The 19808-nt window shown below is 36.4% G+C and carries 11 protein-coding genes; all 11 read right to left on the minus strand.

The annotated features are described in order from the left end of the window. Position 1: 1 nt before the first annotated feature. Entirely contained in the window at positions 2–3304 is a 3303-nt protein-coding gene (locus CYTFE_RS0107410) for a SusC/RagA family TonB-linked outer membrane protein (protein ID WP_044212171.1), read from the minus strand. 341 nt (positions 3305–3645) lie between these two features. Then, complete coding sequence (locus CYTFE_RS0107415; RefSeq protein WP_027471295.1) at positions 3646–4632, minus strand: FecR family protein; 987 nt, start codon at positions 4630–4632, stop codon at positions 3646–3648. Between the two features lie 153 nt (positions 4633–4785). Further along, on the minus strand, positions 4786–5367 hold the full coding sequence (locus CYTFE_RS0107420; protein ID WP_027471296.1) for an RNA polymerase sigma-70 factor: 582 nt from the start codon (positions 5365–5367) through the stop codon (positions 4786–4788). Positions 5368–5642: 275 nt separating this feature from the next. Further along, positions 5643–8393, minus strand: a complete 2751-nt coding sequence (locus CYTFE_RS0107425) for a hypothetical protein (RefSeq protein WP_027471297.1) — start codon at positions 8391–8393, stop codon at positions 5643–5645. 148 nt (positions 8394–8541) lie between these two features. Then, the gene (locus tag CYTFE_RS0107435; protein WP_211238157.1) at positions 8542–11367 is read right to left on the minus strand and encodes a heparinase II/III domain-containing protein; all 2826 of its coding nucleotides are present in this window, start codon (positions 11365–11367) and stop codon (positions 8542–8544) included. Between the two features lie 24 nt (positions 11368–11391). Beyond that, positions 11392–12345: a family 43 glycosylhydrolase gene (locus CYTFE_RS28535; protein ID WP_052343063.1), complete on the minus strand. Its 954-nt coding sequence runs from the start codon at positions 12343–12345 to the stop codon at positions 11392–11394. A 263-nt stretch (positions 12346–12608) separates the two neighbouring features. Further along, complete coding sequence (locus tag CYTFE_RS0107445) at positions 12609–13979, minus strand: alpha-L-fucosidase (RefSeq protein WP_027471299.1); 1371 nt, start codon at positions 13977–13979, stop codon at positions 12609–12611. A gap of 64 nt (positions 13980–14043) precedes the next feature. Then, complete coding sequence (locus CYTFE_RS25495; protein WP_052343064.1) at positions 14044–14778, minus strand: DUF6250 domain-containing protein; 735 nt, start codon at positions 14776–14778, stop codon at positions 14044–14046. 157 nt (positions 14779–14935) lie between these two features. Then, on the minus strand, positions 14936–16372 hold the full coding sequence (locus CYTFE_RS0107455) for a glycoside hydrolase family 30 protein (protein ID WP_081735935.1): 1437 nt from the start codon (positions 16370–16372) through the stop codon (positions 14936–14938). A 462-nt stretch (positions 16373–16834) separates the two neighbouring features. Then, complete coding sequence (locus CYTFE_RS28540) at positions 16835–17620, minus strand: toxin-antitoxin system YwqK family antitoxin (protein ID WP_161636214.1); 786 nt, start codon at positions 17618–17620, stop codon at positions 16835–16837. 70 nt (positions 17621–17690) lie between these two features. Continuing rightward, on the minus strand, positions 17691–19664 hold the full coding sequence (locus CYTFE_RS25505) for a glycoside hydrolase family 97 protein (protein WP_044212121.1): 1974 nt from the start codon (positions 19662–19664) through the stop codon (positions 17691–17693). Between the last annotated feature and the right edge of the window lie 144 nt (positions 19665–19808).

The raw sequence follows: 19808 nt of genomic DNA on the forward strand, positions 1-19808 counted from the left end.
CTTAAAATTTTAAATTCACACCTAAATTAATCACTCGCAATTGGGGATAGTATAATGACTCTCCACTTACCTCAGGATCAGTAAATGTAATCTCCTTAGCCCACGTAAGCAGGTTTGATCCACTCACATAAAAACGAGTTTCATTTAAACCAATTCTTGCTATTAAATTTTGAGGTAGAGTATATCCAAGTTCAGCATTTTTTAATCGAACAAAAGTGGCATCATATAAAAAAAAGGTAGAATTATCAATATGATTATGCCGTGCCCGAGGCATCGTTCCATCAGGGTTATCAACAGTCCATCGATCTTCTGCTCTATAGGCATATGCGTTGGCCGGCTCAGTAGTACCAAGATCTTTTACCCGTCTAAAATAATTCACAGCACCAGCTTGACCTTGGAAAAACAAGTTTAAGTCAAAATTTTTATACTCCATAGTAGCTGTTACACCAAAGACCCATTTGGGAGTGTCTGTTTTATCATACCTAAATCTATCATTGGAATCAATAACCCCATCATCGTTCTTATCTACTATTTTAATATCTCCCACTTGAGAATTAGCATGATGTGGATAGGCATCGAATTCTTCTTGTGTGTTAAAAATACCATCTGCTTCGTAATATAATGATGCACCTATGGGTTTACCGGTTTGATCTTGATACGATTCTGTATTAGGTACTTCATCCATAAACACCACCTCACTTTCAGCATAAGCTACATTTCCATCGATATGATAACTAAATACATTACTTTTGTTTCTATGACGTAAGATTAGCTCAAAACCATGAGAATTAACCTCTCCAATATTCTCATCCGGTAAGCCAGAAAAGCCTAAGATATAAGGAATCGAAAGATCTCTTGAGGCCAATATATTCGACCGATTTTCTTTCCACAAAGTAAATTCCATTCCTAATAAATTATTTTTATAAGAAGCATCTAAACCAATATCTGTCTTTTTACTGACTTCCCAAGTGATATTAGGATTAGGCATTGTATTAGCATAAATACCTGGCACATCCGAAGTTCCGAATACATAATTATGGCCAAAAGAGAAAGACTGCAAATATTGCCATTGGCCAACCCTATCATTACCAATTTCTCCTGTAGAAAACCGCAATTTTAATTGGTCAATATCAGGTATCAAGTTTTTAACAAATTCCTCTTCAGACAATCGCCAGCCCAATGACACACCGGGAAAAAAACCATAACGTTCTCCTTCAGGAAAGATCTGGGAACCATCATAACGGAACAAAAATTCAGCTAGGTATTTTGATTTATAATCGTAATTCAATCGACCAAAATAATTGTTATAAGCACTTTCCGAAGCCGAGCCTCCATTATCTTTATCTTCAGCGGCACTGCTTCCCACATTTATTTGGTCTATAGCGGAACTGACAAAATTTTGTCTATAGGCTTCAATCCATGAATAAGTATTGGTTTGCTGTTCTTGGCCAACCATGGCCGTTATTTTATGGCTATCAAACATCTTTTCATAAGATATCCGGTAATTAAACACAGAAGTAGTCCATTTACTATAACGTTCGGTAAGCATAGGAGTCGTAATACCCACAGAACCTACTTCATATTCTCCTGTATTTACATTGTATTCGTCGTAAGAATACGGAAGATTCCAGGTTTTATCTGTATGATTATCTTGGTCATAATTATACGAAGCATCGATATTTAAACCATTCAAAAATGGCACCTTATAGGTAGCAGTAAAAGTAGTATAAATAGGTGTTTCATCAACACGCTTGTATCCTCTCCTATTAAGCAACAGAGGATTTTCTCCCAAACGTCCTGGAGCGATTAATCCATTGGGATACACGGCAGGAATAGTTGGTAGCGCACGTATTATATTATAAAAATTAGTCCAGGTTCCTTGGGATGAATACTTCTTTTTATTAATTAATGCATTTAGATTAGCACCTATGGTTAAATGATCAGTTAAATCCACATCTATCTTAGTACGCATGTTATACTGTTGATACTTTGTTGGATTATTTTTGAAATTCCCATCTTGATCAAGGTAGGCAAAGGACATAAAATACCTTGTTTTATCAGTACCTCCGGTTACTGATAGACTTACTCTTTGTTGAAGGGCATTATCCTTCAATACTTCATCTACCCAATCAGTATTAGGATATAAAATGGGATCAGAACCATCTCTGTATTTTTGAATAACTTCATCTGAATAATAAGGAGTATAATCATCCGGTCTACCTAAGTCGTACCATTCTCCTTCATTAAATGTTTCAGCATAAGTTGCTGCATCCAACAAATCAGGAAGTTTAGTAGGAGAAGAAAAAGCACTGTTGTAAGACAAACTAAAGACTGGCTTACCTGTCTTACCACTTCGGGTAGTCACCAAAATAACTCCATTAGCAGCACGGGCGCCATAGATAGCAGCCGAAGCATCTTTTAACACGGTAACACTTTCGATATCTTCAGCATTCATTCTACTCATATTACTACGAGGAACACCATCAATAATAATAAGAGGGGTATTATCATTCATCGTACCTAAACCTCTTATATAAATGGTTGGGTCATCACGACCAGGTTCCCCTGTTCGCTGATTGGCAACCAAGCCAGGAAGTTTACCTTGTAAATTAGCTGACACATTCGGGTTTGGACTCTTCTGTATCTCTGCCCCTGCCACATTAACAATCGAACCAGTTAATGTTTCTTTTTTTTGTGTACCATAACCAACCACAACTACTTCATCCAATCCCAAAGCTTCTTCTGTCATAGTAATATGAATGATGCTGCGACCTTCCACTGCAACTTCACGAGTAACCATTCCGATGAAAGAAAAAATTAATACAGCATCATTTCCTACATTTTGAATGATATAATTTCCATCCGCATCCGTTATCGTACCTCTAGTAGTTCCTTTTATTTGAACTGTAACACCAGGAAGAAGCCCTCCATAATTATCTGTTACCTTTCCTGAAATGACCTTTTGTTGTTGAGCATTGTTATGCATATCCTTAGAATGATATGGAACTGCAGGTGACAGAATAATCTGACGCCCCATGATTTCATAATTAATTTGTAACTCTTCTTTAATTTGATCCAGAATATCTATTACTTTACTATTTTTAAAGTCTCCTGTAACCTTTTTCTCCACATTAATATTTCCTGTGTAAAAAAAACGAAACTCACTTTGTTCCTCAATTTTAATCAAGAATTTCTCAAGACTCATTTTTTCTACTTTCAACGACAATTTAGTCGTTTGAGAATAGCTTTGTGAAGCAAAAGCTGTCGTAAATCCGACCGCTAACATAAGAACCAATAAGTTCATAACGTACAATGTTTTTCGTACACATGGATTCAATCCATGGATACTCCGATTTTTTTCCATAATTTCGAATGTTTTAAATTAAATGACTACCATTTTTTATTAAAACTACACTAAGAAGCAAGAAGGTCCAGTTCTTGCTTCTTTATTTTAGTCCCGTAGTTCAAAAGAGGACATCCTATTATTTCATTGGCATGGGTATTTAGTTATTATTCATATATTTAAATTTAATTTCAATGGCCACATGGAACGCCAAAATAAATGATATTCCAAAATGAGAAATACTTTATTATAGCGGTATCATATTTAAACTTATAAATAAGTTTACTTCAATTACGCTTGTTTTATTTCTTTGATTGTATGGTAAATACCCTTGTTTTATGATTAAAGGTATAATTTATCGGAGTAGATTTTCGAATCATTTCCATAACTTCACTAATACTTTCCATTTCAATGGTTCCTGTATACCACAGTGTATCCAAACTTTCATCAGAGTATTCTATATGAACATTATACCAGCGTTCTAGCTGTCGCACAAAATCAGGAAAAGGCTCTCGGTTAAACATCAACTTTCCATCTTTCCACGAAGTGAAATAATTGGCATTTACCGTTTTTACACGAAATCCATTTGCCATTTTTTTTGCCTGTTGATTTGGCTTGAGAGTAATAGCATTCATATTTCTTTTATCGGTTAACAACACACTTCCCTCTTCTAAAGTAGTTTCAAATGAACAATCGTCCGAAAAAGCTTTTACATTGAATGAAGTTCCTTTAACTTCAACATTTCCATAGCTTGTAGAAACAACAAAGGGTTTATCGTCTTTCACCACCTGAAAAAATGCCTCCCCTAGTAATTTTACATGACGGGAGTTTTTAAAATTAACAGGATAAGTAAGTGTTGTTCCGGAATTTAACCAAACCAAAGAACCATCAGGCAGCGTAAGACTTGTTTTGGCCCCATAAGGAGTTGAAATAGTTTGATTTTTAACATTTTTACTTAAGGAGTAATCATTGCTATAAAAAAGAAAAACATTACTGATCAAAAGTGAAATGATTAAAAGTGATGCCACTCGGACCCCCCATATATAAAAATTCATTTTTTTAGAATCATGTTTCCATTTTTCAATCAGTATTTTATTTTTAATACGCTCAAAGAGTGCTGTATTTGAGCGAAATTCAATGTCGTCACCCTCTACTGATTCATTCCAAAATGGTTTCATCAAATTCGAAATCTTGGGATCATTCTCTTCTTTTTCTAAAAAACAAATTAGCTCAGAAAATTCCTGAGGGTTTAAAATAGAATTATAATATTTTTTTAAAAGGTGTTTCATGTGGTTATAATTAAATATTGAAAGGCCATACGAAACGCGCCTAAACTAATCATCCCCTTGTGCATAAGCACATTTCCATGGCTCATTTCATATATGCATTGATACTAATAATACACACCAAAACACATGACCCCTAGTGTAAATGTGAAAAAATTATAAAAATAAATAAAAAAAAAGTAGATACCCGAATCCTAAAACACTCATTTTTTGCTTCAAATACTTTATTGACAGTGTGATATGATATTCTACTGTTTTGGTGGAGATATTTAATTTCTTTGCAATTTCTTTATTCGACATGCCCTTGGAACGGCTCATTATGAAAATTTGTTTCTGGCGATCCGGTAATTCGTCTACCACTTCATTCACCAATAGTTCAAGGTCAGCGTAGGTTGTAGTCTCTAAAAAAGAATATTCATGAGCGGTAGATAATTCATATAACTCGTCCTTCAAGTGTTTGTGATTCAAACAACGGCGCAATTCGTTAAGAAGTAAATTTTTGGTAATGGTAAAAATATAGGCATTAAAAGTATCTGTACGGGTAATATGCTTTCTATTTTGCCATATTTTAATAAAAACATCTTGAAGAATATCATCTATACTATCTTCAATCTTAATAAATGATTTTGAGAAATTATATAACCTGGGATAATAATAGTTGAATAGCTCTCTTAATGATTTTTCATTATCTCTGGCCAGTCCATCAATGATATTTTCCAGATTAAACTCTTTATTCATTTTTTAAATTTAAAAAAAATAAATATGAACACAGAAAGAAGCTAAAAAATAATCAGATACAAGGTATTTCTTCCAATCATTTAAGTCGATATTATTCCTTTTAATGATCATCTCTACATGCCATTTCCACACATATATCAACTATTAGCCCGACCTATAGATATAAGTCGGGCTAATAGAATAATTATATTTTGCCATATTTTAATTTAGGAGACATAACTTATAAATTACGAGGACAGCAGCATGTGCTTAATCATTCTCTGCAGGCAAAAAGTTTATTTCTTTTTAACAAGAACCTCCCTCAGTTCACCTGCTTTAAAATATTTTTTGTTTTTGCCAATTTTTATGGTTACCGGCACTTCATTGTGCAACAGATAAGTATGCCCTTTTTTATTCAATACAACATTTCCTTTTTTGTCGGCTACAATGGATATATCATGCTTATTCAAAAGAGATCCATTACCCATAAACATCACCCAATCTCCATTTTTCTCGTGACCTAAAACAGCAAATGAAGCATCCGTGGAGTTATTTTTATTTCTGGCAATTTTTCCTCCGTAACACGCAAATATATCATCTTTTCTTCCTGATTTATGGATGATATGTACACCTGCAAAGTCCTTATTCCCATTCTCATCATTAAAACCTTGTATCGAGACAATGCTTTTTCCTTCAGTAGAAGTAAAAGGCTCATAAACAGAAATAAATGGATGCTCCCAGGCTTCTCCGTGCTGCCGTGCAGCCAAAGTTAAATAAGGTGCATGGTCAATATCATAGGGAATGCCTGTTTTATCTTTGAACGATTTACAAGGAGGAGACTTGATGGTAAAGACTTCTCTACCTTGGGTTCCTTTCATCCAAAGATTCATCAATACGTCTTCTTGGCCTTCCGGTCTGTCTATCTTCCATTCTGCCTGATAATCGTCACTGGTTCTAATGGACTTTTTATCCCACATATAATCCAAGGCATACAAGTGACCACCAGCAAAACCCATTTCCTCACTGGGTTGGACATCTAAAAGTTGGCCATTTACATCTGTAAGTTTCATGCTTTGCCCCAAGTTATGATAATAATAATCATGAAACTTATCACCTTTGCGTTGTTTTTTAGAGCGGAATATATCTACGTAATACCCGGTTGATTCACTTGTTCTCACAATACTCACGGTTCTATTTTGGTCACTACGGCTCTCGGGTTCCAGAAAGTAAACATCACTATAAGTAATATCTTCATAGAAACCTTCCTTTTGTTCAGATTTCGGATAAGCTCCCATTAAATCAAAAGCATGATAACTCAGCATTTCAGTATAAGAAGAGATCCCGTCTACCATGACCGTATTATGCGCAGGAAATTGCGAATAATACTCCAAATAAATAGGCTGCAAATAGCCAGCACCTTTACCCGGATCAGCTCCCTGCACAAGACCTTTACCATACAATTCCATATTAATACCATTGGCATGCATGTGATTACCTAAAGACCCGTTTAAAGAGATCATCATTCCATTTTTACCTTGTCCCATGCGCTGTACATGCCAACTAACATTAGGCGCATAAAAAGTCTGTGTCACATAATCATCCCATTTGCCCTTGGGATACTCTTTATTAATCTGCAAAGGTTTGGCTGCAAAAAAAGATGACACATTGGCTCTTGGCTTAAAGTTATCGGATTCAATATCTGCTTCAGGTTCAAACAAACGATACAAAGCCGTATATGCTTTCTCCCTTTCTTTATCGCCATATTTTTGTGCCAATCGTATCATATCACCCATAGGCTCAGTATAAAGCGAGCTATAATAGCTATCACCAAAGCCAACAATTTGCTCATTAGGGAAAAGGTATTGAGGCAACATTTTCACCGCCTTATCCATCACCGGCGTGTATGGAAGGATATTATGGTCAAAGGTATTATCAAAATCGTGAATAAAGCTCATTAGCTCCTTGGTGACACTTTGCGAATATCCCGGACATTCGGCCCAAACGCCATTATTTTCATCATAACCATAATCCATCAACTTGGTCATTGACCACTGACGTGGACTGGTCACATTAAGAATGTGATTAATATAGTATTCACGTCCTTTACCATCGGCATAATTTTCATTGTTCTGCAATACCATGGCTGCTTTTAAAATGATATTAGCCTGATGTAGGTTCCAGTTATTTTGAGGCACGCCATTTTTGATTATTATGTCCGTCCATTTTTTAATTGTCTCATCGTATCTCTCCACCTGTTCATTGTATTTGGCCTCAATATAGGGGTGTAGGAAATCGTACAATTCCGCAATATCCTTCAAATTACTTTCATGAATAACCTGGAAACAACTTAGTCCAACTAAGGTTTGAATATGACCATTCAACAGGTCAATGGGTTCATTACGATAGTACATACCTTGCATATATGTATTAAAGATATCGAAGGCAAATTTGGCATACCGTTCGTCACCTTCAAGCCAATAAATAAAAGCCGCATCCCTTGCCAAACCAATGATTTTTTGATTAAGCTTATGAATAATACCACCCGTTTTTGATATCTCCACCCATTCAAAAGGTTGTCCTTCTTTGGTTTTATTGGGAAGGTACAGACCTCGTTCATCATCCATATAAGGTTTTACATCTTCTAATTTGGGCATCATATAATTGGTGGTATAATCCCTTGAACCGGCAAATCGCACCGTAGGAACAGGCGCCTCTCCATCGGCGTGAGAGTAATATATTCCTTCGATATAAACATTTGTAGACTTTGTTTTCCAGTACATTTGTAAACGCGAGGGCATCCATTGAGGATCATCCACATGACGTTGCACATAAGTATCTATTCGTTGATGAATTCCTGCGAGTACCTCCTGTGCCCACTTCTCATGCTGAATGGTTGATTCCAGCTCACCTTTCTCATCCTGTGTTATATACAAGCGAGGATAGGCCTGTTCCAGGTTTTCAGGCAGAGGTATGATTCTATATTCCTGCGCTTTTATTCCACCTGCCATTAAAACAAACAGGGTCCATATTTTCAGTTTCCTTATCATGCTGTTTACTATTTTATATTTATTAAGCTTCACTTATCAGAAATACCCAAAATTACAAACATGGGCACAGCAAACCATAAAACAAACCAGGAAGTCATATAATAGAAATATCCATTTATAGAAAATTTGTTGCATGAATACATTCTCATTACATAGAAAGAACAAGTATCTTATGATATGCCTGTTCTAATCGAAACTCCATCTGATGGGCATTGTTCCTGTTTATATTTCCGCGCCGTTCAATGAAATTACCATCATTCTTGTACAAGCGAATGCTTGTAGGTTTGAAACCCTGCGAATGAGGAATTTTTACAACAATCGGTTGATCGTTACTCAACACAAAGCCATCCTGTGTTTTTTCAATAGAAACCGTAGCAGGGATATTCAACGCTGTAATTTCCCACTCCTTGTATTTTAATTGGTAGATACCAGAAGCAAATATAAATTCGGGTATATCCTGACCCTCTTTTTCTCTTACAATAGATAATAGTCCTTTTTGGTAAAGATCATGTGCACCTATCACATCATTGGAGGATGTGGCAAGCGTTATCTTGTCAGAAGTACTATCGTCGGTATGTTGAATATGAATTTGCTGATCATATTTTGTTTCCTGTGAAAATATTACATTTTGAATTGGGTTAGATCCATTTTTAAAATAGGGATTAAAAACCACGACAAAAGGATTGGTCCATGCTTGTTCATTTCTTCTCAAGACAAGCGTAGGCATTTTCTTTCCATGTAAAGATTGGGGCGCCGTCCCTGTTCCTTTAGAGATAGCATTACTTTGAGGTGATTGTACGGAGAAAACAGTCTGTCTCTTACTTCCTTTGATCCATAACTTCATCAAATTGTCATCTTTATCTTCTTCTTGGATGGTAAATATGGCGCTTAGATCGGCATCAACCACTACCTTTTTCTTATCTGTTAAATAATCATAAGCCTTCAACTGACCTCCCTTTGATGTTAAATCATTACTTTTCTTAAGTAGCAGCGGGGTGTTTGACTGACTAAAAAGCTGAAATGAATGCCCCAGATTATGATAAAAATATTCATGCTTTTGATTTTCATTCTCCGTTTTTGATCTGAATAAATCAACAATATAAGGCTTACCAATCGGCGTATTGATTATAGCCATTAGTCTTTGCTGATGAGCGTTGGTCTTGGGTTCTACAAACGAAACCTTACAAAATGACACCTTATTAAACGAAGGATGTAATTCTCCGGACAAGGGGTAATGATTATCCAAACTATAAGGATGAAAGCTACGCATATTGCTATAATCAGATTTACCATCCACCACCACGGTATTATGAGCCGGCATCTTTGCATAATATTCCTTAAAATCAGCGCTCCAGTAACTTCTACCCCTACCCATATCGGGAGCAAGCACATAGTTGTTGGCATACAGCTCCATTGCTATTCCATTGGTATGCGCATGATTTCCATAAGAACCAACAGTAGAGACCATTGTAGCCTGATCCCCTTTTCCCATACGTTGCACAAACATGCTTACATTGGGCGCATAGAAAGTAGGCGTCATCAAGCCTGAGTAAACTAAATCACGAACAGCAGTGCTATCCTCTAACTCATCCACATAAAAATTCAATTGAAAAAGATTATCCACCTTCCTCTTGTACTGCCCATTTTGAATATATGGCTGCAATAAAGAGCTCAATAATTTTTCTTTGCTAATACTTCCATATTTATGGTAATTTGAAATCAACAGCTCAAAATTTTCAAAAGGAATAGTTCCATGACCTGAATCTCCAAAGCCCACATTATTACCACTGGGAAACAAATATTGAAAACAGGCCAGAGCCGCTTTCTCTATCATTGGATAATTTACCAATTCATTGGCATTTGTTACATTGTCGAGCAATGTCAGTATTTCAAGGAGTGTTGTATTTACATGCATTGAATAAGAAGGCGACTCCGGCCAAATACCAGTTTGCTGATCATAAACCAACAGTGCATCTTTAATGGCAATTTGTCTGGGTGTTGACTCGTCAAAAGTATACTTTAAATAATACTGTTGCCCCTTACCATTGTCGTAGTGATCATCCCCTTCGAGCACCAAGGCGATATACATTAAGAATCTGGCTTGAAACAAATTCCAATTATTATCCGGTATACCAAACTGAATAATCTGGTCTCCCCATTTTTGAAAAACAGCCTGAGCATGGTCCAAACTTTTATTTTCCTGAACAAAATAATGATACAAATAATCGTAAGTCAACGCCAAATAAACCACTGCCTGCTCATGTATTACCTCAAAAGTAGCCAGTCCGGATATAAACCGTTGGTTAGAATCGTCCAGCACCTCAGGCGGATTACGATAATACATACCTTCGGTATAGGTAAAGAACACAGGAGAAGCCAATTCTGCGTATTTTTTATCGCCCGTAAGCCAATACAAAAAGGCAGCATCTTGCGCAATGGAAAGAATACTTCTGTTAATTCCCTCTATCATATGACCGACTTTAGAAGGATGTACCCACTCTTTTTTACCAGTTTCTTTATGTTTTAAATAATATCCTCGTTCGTCATCATAATAAGGACTTACTTCTTCTAAGCGCAACTTTTGATAATCGGTTGCCCAGTCTCGTGTTCCAGAAAAACGGACTGTAGGCACCGGTGCCTCGCCATCTGAATGAGAAAAATTACCTCCTTTTAGATAAACATTGGTATGTTTAGTTTTCCAATTCATTTGTAAACGTGAAACCAACCATTCCGGATCATTTTCACAACGATCCAAATATTTTTCCATGTCCTTTTTTTTACGTTCAATATATTCCTTTTTCCATTCTACGCTTTCGAGCGACTTTAAAAAAGAATCTCTTGAGGTATCGCTATTTAAGATACGTGGATGATGAAAAGACGTAAAATCATCGTTTTTTTTGACCTGGCTCCAGGATACAGAGCAGAATACAACAATAGTACAAGTCATTACTATTGTTAAACAAAACTGTTTCATTTTTAATGGGTATAATTACATATTTTATTTAATAGGCGTTACAGGTTCATTAAGCACGACACCTTCGTCCAAGGTATACTCTATGGGTTTTATTCTTCCATCTTCAAAAAACGACATCTTTTCAAAACAAGCTGAACGACGAAAAAAAGTGCCATCGTTTACATCTCCCCTTTGATAAAAGAAATACCACTGTTTGTTAAATTCAATAGCAGACATATGAGTCGGTGCATCCTTTTGTGTTTTAGTAATAAAGCCCATAAAATCGGCGTACTTTTCATTGGGCAATGGAGAATCGGCCATCCAATATGCCGTGCGCCATCCTTTTCGTCCCATAAAATAATACTTACCATTTCGCTTAAAACAGTGCACTGCTTCATTTACAGTTTCTTCGCTCAAACGTTGCCATTCACCATCTAACTCAATCATATTATCTTTAAGTAAAGCACCCATGATATGCTTTCCCTTGTCTCCGATATCTATTTTTGCATCATTACCATATATATAAGCTTGTCCATCATCATCCACAAAAACCGTAGGGTCAAAGATCGAAGTAATTTTATCCGTGACCGCCTCTTGCCAAGGCCCTTCCGGGTGCCTACTTTTGGCAACTCCAATATGTGTTTTATTAAAAGGAAAATAGAAGTAATACCATCCATCCTTATAAGCCACATCAGGAGCATTCATTTGACCATGTGCCCAAGAAAATTCACGAGGTTTGAGCACAACACCATGGTTCTTCCAGGTCACCATATCCTCTGTTTCAAGCACCACATAATCCTGCATCGTACTATAATTGATAGCAGTATCCACATCGTGAGAACAATACAAATAAACTTTCCCATTATAAACCTCGGCAGCAGGATCTGCGATATACAAAAAGTTTGGTTCACCTTTTTTTAAAATGGGATTTTGTGCATTGCCCACTATAAGGGCTAGCGCAAACAAACCGAAGAGTAGCATTTTTCCTCTTTTGATCATTGGATATTATTTTCTGTCTGAAATATATTTTTTATGAAGAACCGCAATCACTTTTCCAATACCTCCTTTGCATTACATCTATTACAGCATTCAATGCATCATCCGGCTTTAACAGAGTAAAAAAAAACGGTTCTGACACCCTTGAAGCTTGTACAGAACCGTTCTTGTATCTAATAATTTAACCTGGTTTATTCACAAATTGACCTAATGAAAAGCTCTATCTATTCGTAATAGATCATTTATGAATAGCTCAGATTAAATACCTATTGCAATACAATCTTCACCACAGATACATATTGATCCGGTGCTTCAGCAGGTAGTTTAATACTATGATCCACTACATCTAAAGTAGTACTCAAATCAGCCAAGAGACCTGCGCTTTTAATTTTCATATTGGGATTCAGATGAAGTACCCCATCTTTGGGCCAATCAAAGACATGCGCATAGACAACACCCTCTTTAGAGGTATATCTTCCCCAATCAGGTCGGTCATAAGGACTCGCTTTAGCACCATAGATTGATTCGCCATTTGCCTTTGTCCATTTTCCCATTTCAGCCAAGCGCTCTACACTCTCGGGAGGAAATAAGCCTTGAGCATCAGGGCCAATGTTTAACAAAAAGTTACCTCCTTTAGAAACAATATCCACTAAATGCTGAATCAATGTTTCACTACTTTTCCAATTGGTATCAGAAGGTTTATATCCCCATGATCCGTTCATGGTCATACAAGCCTCCCAATCAGAATCAATACCCGTTGCAGGTATTTCCTGCTCTGGAGTTCCAAAATCGCCAGCAAAATTACCTTCCTTATCCATCCCTTCCATACCATTTCTACCTTTGTCCACACGGTTATTAACAATAACATTCGGTTTTATTCCACGGATATACGAATAAAAATCCTTTCCCATCTCCGTAGTATAATCGGCAATCCAATCTCCATCAAACCAAATCACATCCACATTATCATACTTGGTCAACAACTCTCCAACCATCGGCTTCAGATAATTTTCATAATATTTAGGAAATTCAGGATTAACTACTGTTTGGTCTTTTTGACCTGCATTATAGTTTGGATACAATGGAGCTTGTGCCTGAGGTTGATGCCAATCAACAATAGAGTGATATAAACAAAAATGAATATCAGCCTTTCTACAAGCCTCAGAAAGTGCTTTAACGATATCTTTTTTATAAGGACTAGCATCCATTACATCATAATCTGTTAACTCAGAATCCCACATACAAAAACCATCATGATGCTTTGATGTGAGAACGATATATTTCATACCGGCATCCTTGGCCATCTTCACCCATTTATCAGCATCAAACTCAACAGGATTAAATTTCGCCGTAACCTCTTTTTCATAATCCTCAATGGTATAATCCAATTTATCCATTATCCATTCAGCTCCACCTTTGCATATTTCACCATTGCGTTCTCCTCCCGGCACAGCATAAGGCCCCCAATGAATAAACATACCAAACCGGGCATCACGCCACCATTCCATACGTTCATCATCGGATAATACCACTTGTTTTGCCTTTTCCGGGGCCTTTTCCTTTTTCTTTTGTTTAGGTGCACACCCTATATTCAAGATGAATACACTAAACACAACCATTTGAAGAATCTTTCTCATCGTATTTATCATTATATATTGTTCAAAAATTCATTAAACTACCTATCTATTTTTCTAAATAAAATCACTTAACAACTTTCAATCTATAAATTTTAAAATTATCTACTGTCATATGATTATGAACAGTACGAATACCAAAATAACCTGAGGTATAAGGATCACTGTCGAAATAATCAAAAATCAACTCGTTATTACGGTAATACTGAATGATGCCATCACAAGCAATGATTCTTATTTTCGCTACTTCATTTGGCTTAATTAAATACTTTGGATCAGTAAGGTCATGGGCTGGCAACAAAGGTTTTTCTCCTGTCCCCGTATATCTCCTAAACCGTGTTTTTGTATTATAATGCCCACCTAAACCTACGTAATATAACGACAAATAATCATAATTAGAGAACTTACCCCCTCTTCGCTCGCCATTTTTAAAAAAATCACTGGGATATTCCGGGTCATTGGCCATCCAAAAACAATTCAAATCAGAAGCCCGGTCTAATGGCCCATCCTCTTTAATCACATAAGTATCGTATTCAATCATGATAGGTCCTTTTTGTTTATACTTATACCAAACCGTGCAGCCTTTTGCATCTTCTATTTCAAGCTTACCATTGTTATGAAATACTTTTCCTCCTGGCATTTGCTCTACACTCCAATGATCAATTCCAGCTTCAAAGTCATCACTTACAATCAGTTTTGTTTTTACAGTTAGTGTATCATTTATCACTACTTTTTTTACTTTTCTAGCCTCCACATGAAATGCTAAAAACAGAAATATAATTGATATAATACTTAATTTCATATGTTTATAATTTGTTTCTTAATGGTCATATGGAACTCGCCGTGATAATCATTCACCTGTGTGAGAGATCACTCTCATGGCTCGTTTCATATGCATAAATTTATTTTTCAAAGAATCCAACCTCGATCAACCAAATATAATATTTACGTATCCCATTTTATTTTGAGATGACAATAGTATTGATGGATTTAGGTTTTAAATCAGCCTTAACTTTAAAGCTATCGATTGCTATATTTACATTTTTTTCGTGCTCTTCAGGGTTATAAACCATCACAATAGTTCTGCCGTCCTTCAATCCAAAGGCCAATTGATTCTCACCTTCTGACTTAAGAAAACGATCACCTGGTTGTACAAAATGCGAAAGATGTTTGAATAAATAAAACTCATCCGTATAGGTAACCTGTTTCGATTGAGAATCAATTACGATCATTGAGTTTTGAGGCCACCCCCATGCACTCTTTCCTGTTTCATCCAATATCATATTCCAGTACATATAAGAACCTGCACCATGATTAAAATAATGCACCATCGATTTCCAAGATCTTTTAAGCGAAGACCAATCATTCTCATGTTCACCACACTTATTCTCTGTCTGCATAAATTTAATATTTGGGTAATTTTGATAGACTTCAGGAAGAGATCTTTCCCCATTCCACTGATAACCAACACCCTTAATATACTTCTTTGCATTTTTATCATCCAAGGCATATTTTACATAACGAGGATCAGGGCTATTGATAGTACCCAACCAAATTTCGGTTTCCAAACCATCTTCTTTAAATTGAGGGCCCAAAAACTCACCAATAAAATATGTCATATCCTCCGTATGCCAAGTACAAGCTGGCCAATTAGGTGCATAAAGAATTTCGTTTTGAGGCATAATCATAAAAACGGGCGTTCCAGCCTCTTCATAAGCTTTTACATACTTTGAAAAATATAAAGCATAGGCTTCTAGGTATCTTTTTTGCATTTTAAAAGCAGTGGAGCTAATTCGTATGGTCTTTCCTGGATCCATTTCATTTCCACCTGTACGTCCTCCCATATCACCAGCTCTCAAGGTATAGTGTTCATTTACTTTCATCCATGCAGGAGGTGTCCATGGAGAACCCCAAAGTTTAAAATTCGGATCTCGTTTAAATGCTTCTTTGATATAGGGAATCAAAATAAAACGATCACGATCTATATTAAAATCCCGCATCACAAAATCTTCAGGAACATCATTCAAAGAATAATAACTAAGGGCATAATCACTGGCACCAATGGGAGTTCTACACATTGAAAAATTACAACCGCTCTCGGCAAACAAGGCATCAAATACTTGGTCTGCTTCTTTTTTCGGAAGCACGCTAACAGCTGTCCAGCCTAATTCATTAAAAGCACCTCCAATACCATCAATGGGCTGCAGCGCTTGCGTCGTATTAACCGTTATATCCATTTTTTGCTCCGAAGTCTTTAATATCTTTTTCCGTACGACCCACCTTTCATCTGACGTTGTATAAACCATACTTGCTTTTTGGGCGCTGGAAAAAGGCACACCCAACATCACCGTCAGAACCAAGAATAATACCCGATAACTTAAATTCATACTTTTCATATGTTTGTAATTTGTTTCTTAATGGTCATATGGAACTCGCCGTGATAATCATTCACCGCTGTGAGAGATCACTCTCATGGCTCGTTTCATATGTTAAAATTTATTTTTAAGGCCATATGGGACTCTCCAGAATTAACCATCACTCTGTGGGCGAATCCATTCCCATGGCTCGTTTCATATATTAGAAAAACAATGATATGATAAAAATATGCCACTTGTTATAATCGCTTTGCACACAAAAATAAGCTTACAGACCTCCTTAAGATGACATTTAAATATCATTTAATGCAAAAAATGTTGCATGCTGTAAATATTAAGAACCCATATTGAACAGCGCTAATACTTAATTTACACACTGATTCTCAAACATATTGACATACCAGTGCATAGAAAAGCCTGCCCTATAAAAACAGAACAGGCTTTAACTTATATTTAACCAGAAGTATATCGATACAAAAGGAATTACACCCCTCTCACGGACACACTTACCTTCCTTTGCAAAATCAGCTTCATACCGCTGGTCATAGTTGCTACTGCGACAATATTAAAGGATTTATCCAACACAGCCCCTTTGGGTACCTCATAATTAAACACCCCCGTTTTATTCTTATTCACATTACAAATAGTCAAATTCTTATGAAAGAATTTTCCTTCAATTAATTTCCCTTCATAATACTCAACCGATTTTACTCTATCTGCACCTTCACCCACCAAAGAAGCCTTGATTCTGTACATATTAATACTTCTAATTTCGTCTACCTTTTGAATTCTTAAAGTGGGTTGATCACGGAGCTTTCCTAAATTAGTATACTCCTTTAAACCTGTTCCTACCATACCACCCTTATAAAAATATTCGGCAGTTATGTTTCCGCTGCGATCATACCTTTTGCAAGTTCCATCCAGCCTGCCATTTTTGTATTCCTGCTCTTTCCATACTTTTCCATTGGAATGATACGTATAGCGTTTACCTTCCTTTTTATTATTCACATAATTGATTTTTTCATACACCTTTCCAGCATTCGAATATCGAATACTCAAACCATGTCTAACAACTTCGCCTTTTTCATTTTTCTTTAAGGATACCTTCCATTCAACCGGAGACGATGGATCATTATTAAAATGTTTTTTTTGAATATATGTGCCATCCGGGTTAGTAGCAGCTTTTTTGGTAGATGCTTGCTGAGGTGCAAAAAAATCACAAGCAGACAGCACCATTACCATCACTAGTAATGCAAATAATTTTCTCATAATGAATAATTTACTTTTATTATTTTGATATTTATACGAATTCATCGTCTTATAATTTTCGTTCCTTCGTTTATTTTTCAACAATATGCATGGCAAAGCCACTGTTTGCTTTTATTTCCAGCTCCATAGAGTCTATACTCTGTAATTCAAGTTCTTTAATAGCCACCTGTGTTCGAGTTACTGCTTTTTCATCATCCGTATATAGTTTAGCGCTATAGCTAGTCCCATCTTCCAAAAAGGAAAAATCCAAAGACAGCGCTCTTTCCTGGTTTCCATTAATTCCTCCCATATACCAATCTTTACCTTTTCTTCGGGCAATCACAGCTATCTTACCTATCTCACCCACAATCACTTTTGTTTCATCCCATGTGGTGGGAACACTGTTAAAAAATGCAAGTTCAGGTTCATTACCAATGGTTCTTGTATCCCCCCATAATCCATCATTCTTAACCGGAGCAGCAGGGGCCTTATCATACCAATATAAAAACTGTAGAGGACTGAAAATGCAAACTGTTTTAGCTAGTTGAGACGCATGAGAGCCCATTTTTTCCACCCGTTTATTATAATAGCAAACAGTGTTATCCGCGGCACCTGCCAACAAGCGAGTAAACATAGATATTAAAGTATGTTCGTTACTAACTGTTGTTTCATCACCTGCAATTCCTTCTTGCGTTAAAAGGTTAGGATACGTACGTGAGACCCCAGTAGGACGGTACTCGTCATGAACATCAACAATTAATTGATACTGCGCTGCCTTTTTAATAGCCTCATGCAACCAAGCAGTTGCGTCCTGATCACCCACTCTTACAAAGCCAAATTTAATACCTGCGACACCCCATTTTTTAAACAATGGCAAAATATCATCCAATTGTTTTTCCAATGCTCTTCGGTTCACATACAAAATAACTCCAATATCCTTATTTTTAGCATATGCAGTAACCGCTTCCATATCTAAAGGTCCCTTGGATCTTTTGGGATCTAAAGTAACCGTAGTTGCGTCTGATTCGTTTTTCATTTCGTCTCCATACCAACCGGCATCAAACATAATATACTGCATATGATGAGAAGCCACAAAATCAATAGCGGCGTATGCGCCTTGAGTTGTCAATGTAGTCTCCCGTAGTACTTTACCTGGTACAATCCAAGATTCATCTGCTAAGGCAGAAGGAGAATTCAGATTTTGAATTATATAGTTTTGTTCTAACAATTTTCCATAGCTATCACCTGTCATTATCACTCTCCATGGCGACTGAAAAGGTAGCTTCTTATGTACCTTAGACCCTTCACTTCTCTCTGCCAAAATAGCGCCAGTGATCGTATCCTGCTTGTGATCTAACATTTTACCATCAAGCGTTGACAATATGCTATATTCCGACTCCCCTCTATTAAAACTTAAACGAGCATAATCTACTAAAGCAGCCTCTGCCAACGCTACTTTTACATGACTACCCATTTCAATAAGTAAAGGACGCTCACAACCCTTTTTCAATTGAGACAAGGGTATTTTTTTATATTCCCCTTGAGCTGTCAATACACCAGGTGCACGCTCGGGTGTTGACCATACAGGATAATCCTCTTCAAAGGTATAATTAATTTTCTCATCCAATCCGATTTCCCTCACTCCTCCTTGTTCAGGAATCTCATAAGCAAACGCTATCCCCTCATTATAAGCTCGTAAAATAACATTCAATTTAGCTGATACACTCTCTAAATATACCTTTAGCTCATTGTATTTATTGGGAATCGTGCAACGCTCACTAAAACTGGATGTCCAGTAATTATCTTCACTGGATTTCTCCACAGCCATTATCTTGAAAGGTTTACTAAAATCAAGTTCTGGAGACACAATACTGAATTGTGAAGGAGATATAATAACTTCACCTTTATACTTAATTTGAAATTGAAACCCTAGCCCTTCATCATTAAAAGGCATCATATATATTTCATTTATCTCATTGGGCGAGCTTAATGATACTTTCTTATGAACTTTGCCTGTTAATATTTGCACACAAGCCAAAAATACAATCAAAACAAATAATCGCATCCTATTTTTTTTATTTAGTTAAATCTCCAAGTTTTTTCAGCTCACCTATCATGATCAGTTAAGAATATAAAAATATCATCTAAACCAAAAAGACAATAGGGAGACCGTTGCATATTTCATCATAAATGTTGTAAACCTCAAATA

Source organism: Saccharicrinis fermentans DSM 9555 = JCM 21142 (genome assembly GCF_000517085.1).
GTDB classification, from domain to species: Bacteria; Bacteroidota; Bacteroidia; order Bacteroidales; family Marinilabiliaceae; genus Saccharicrinis; species Saccharicrinis fermentans.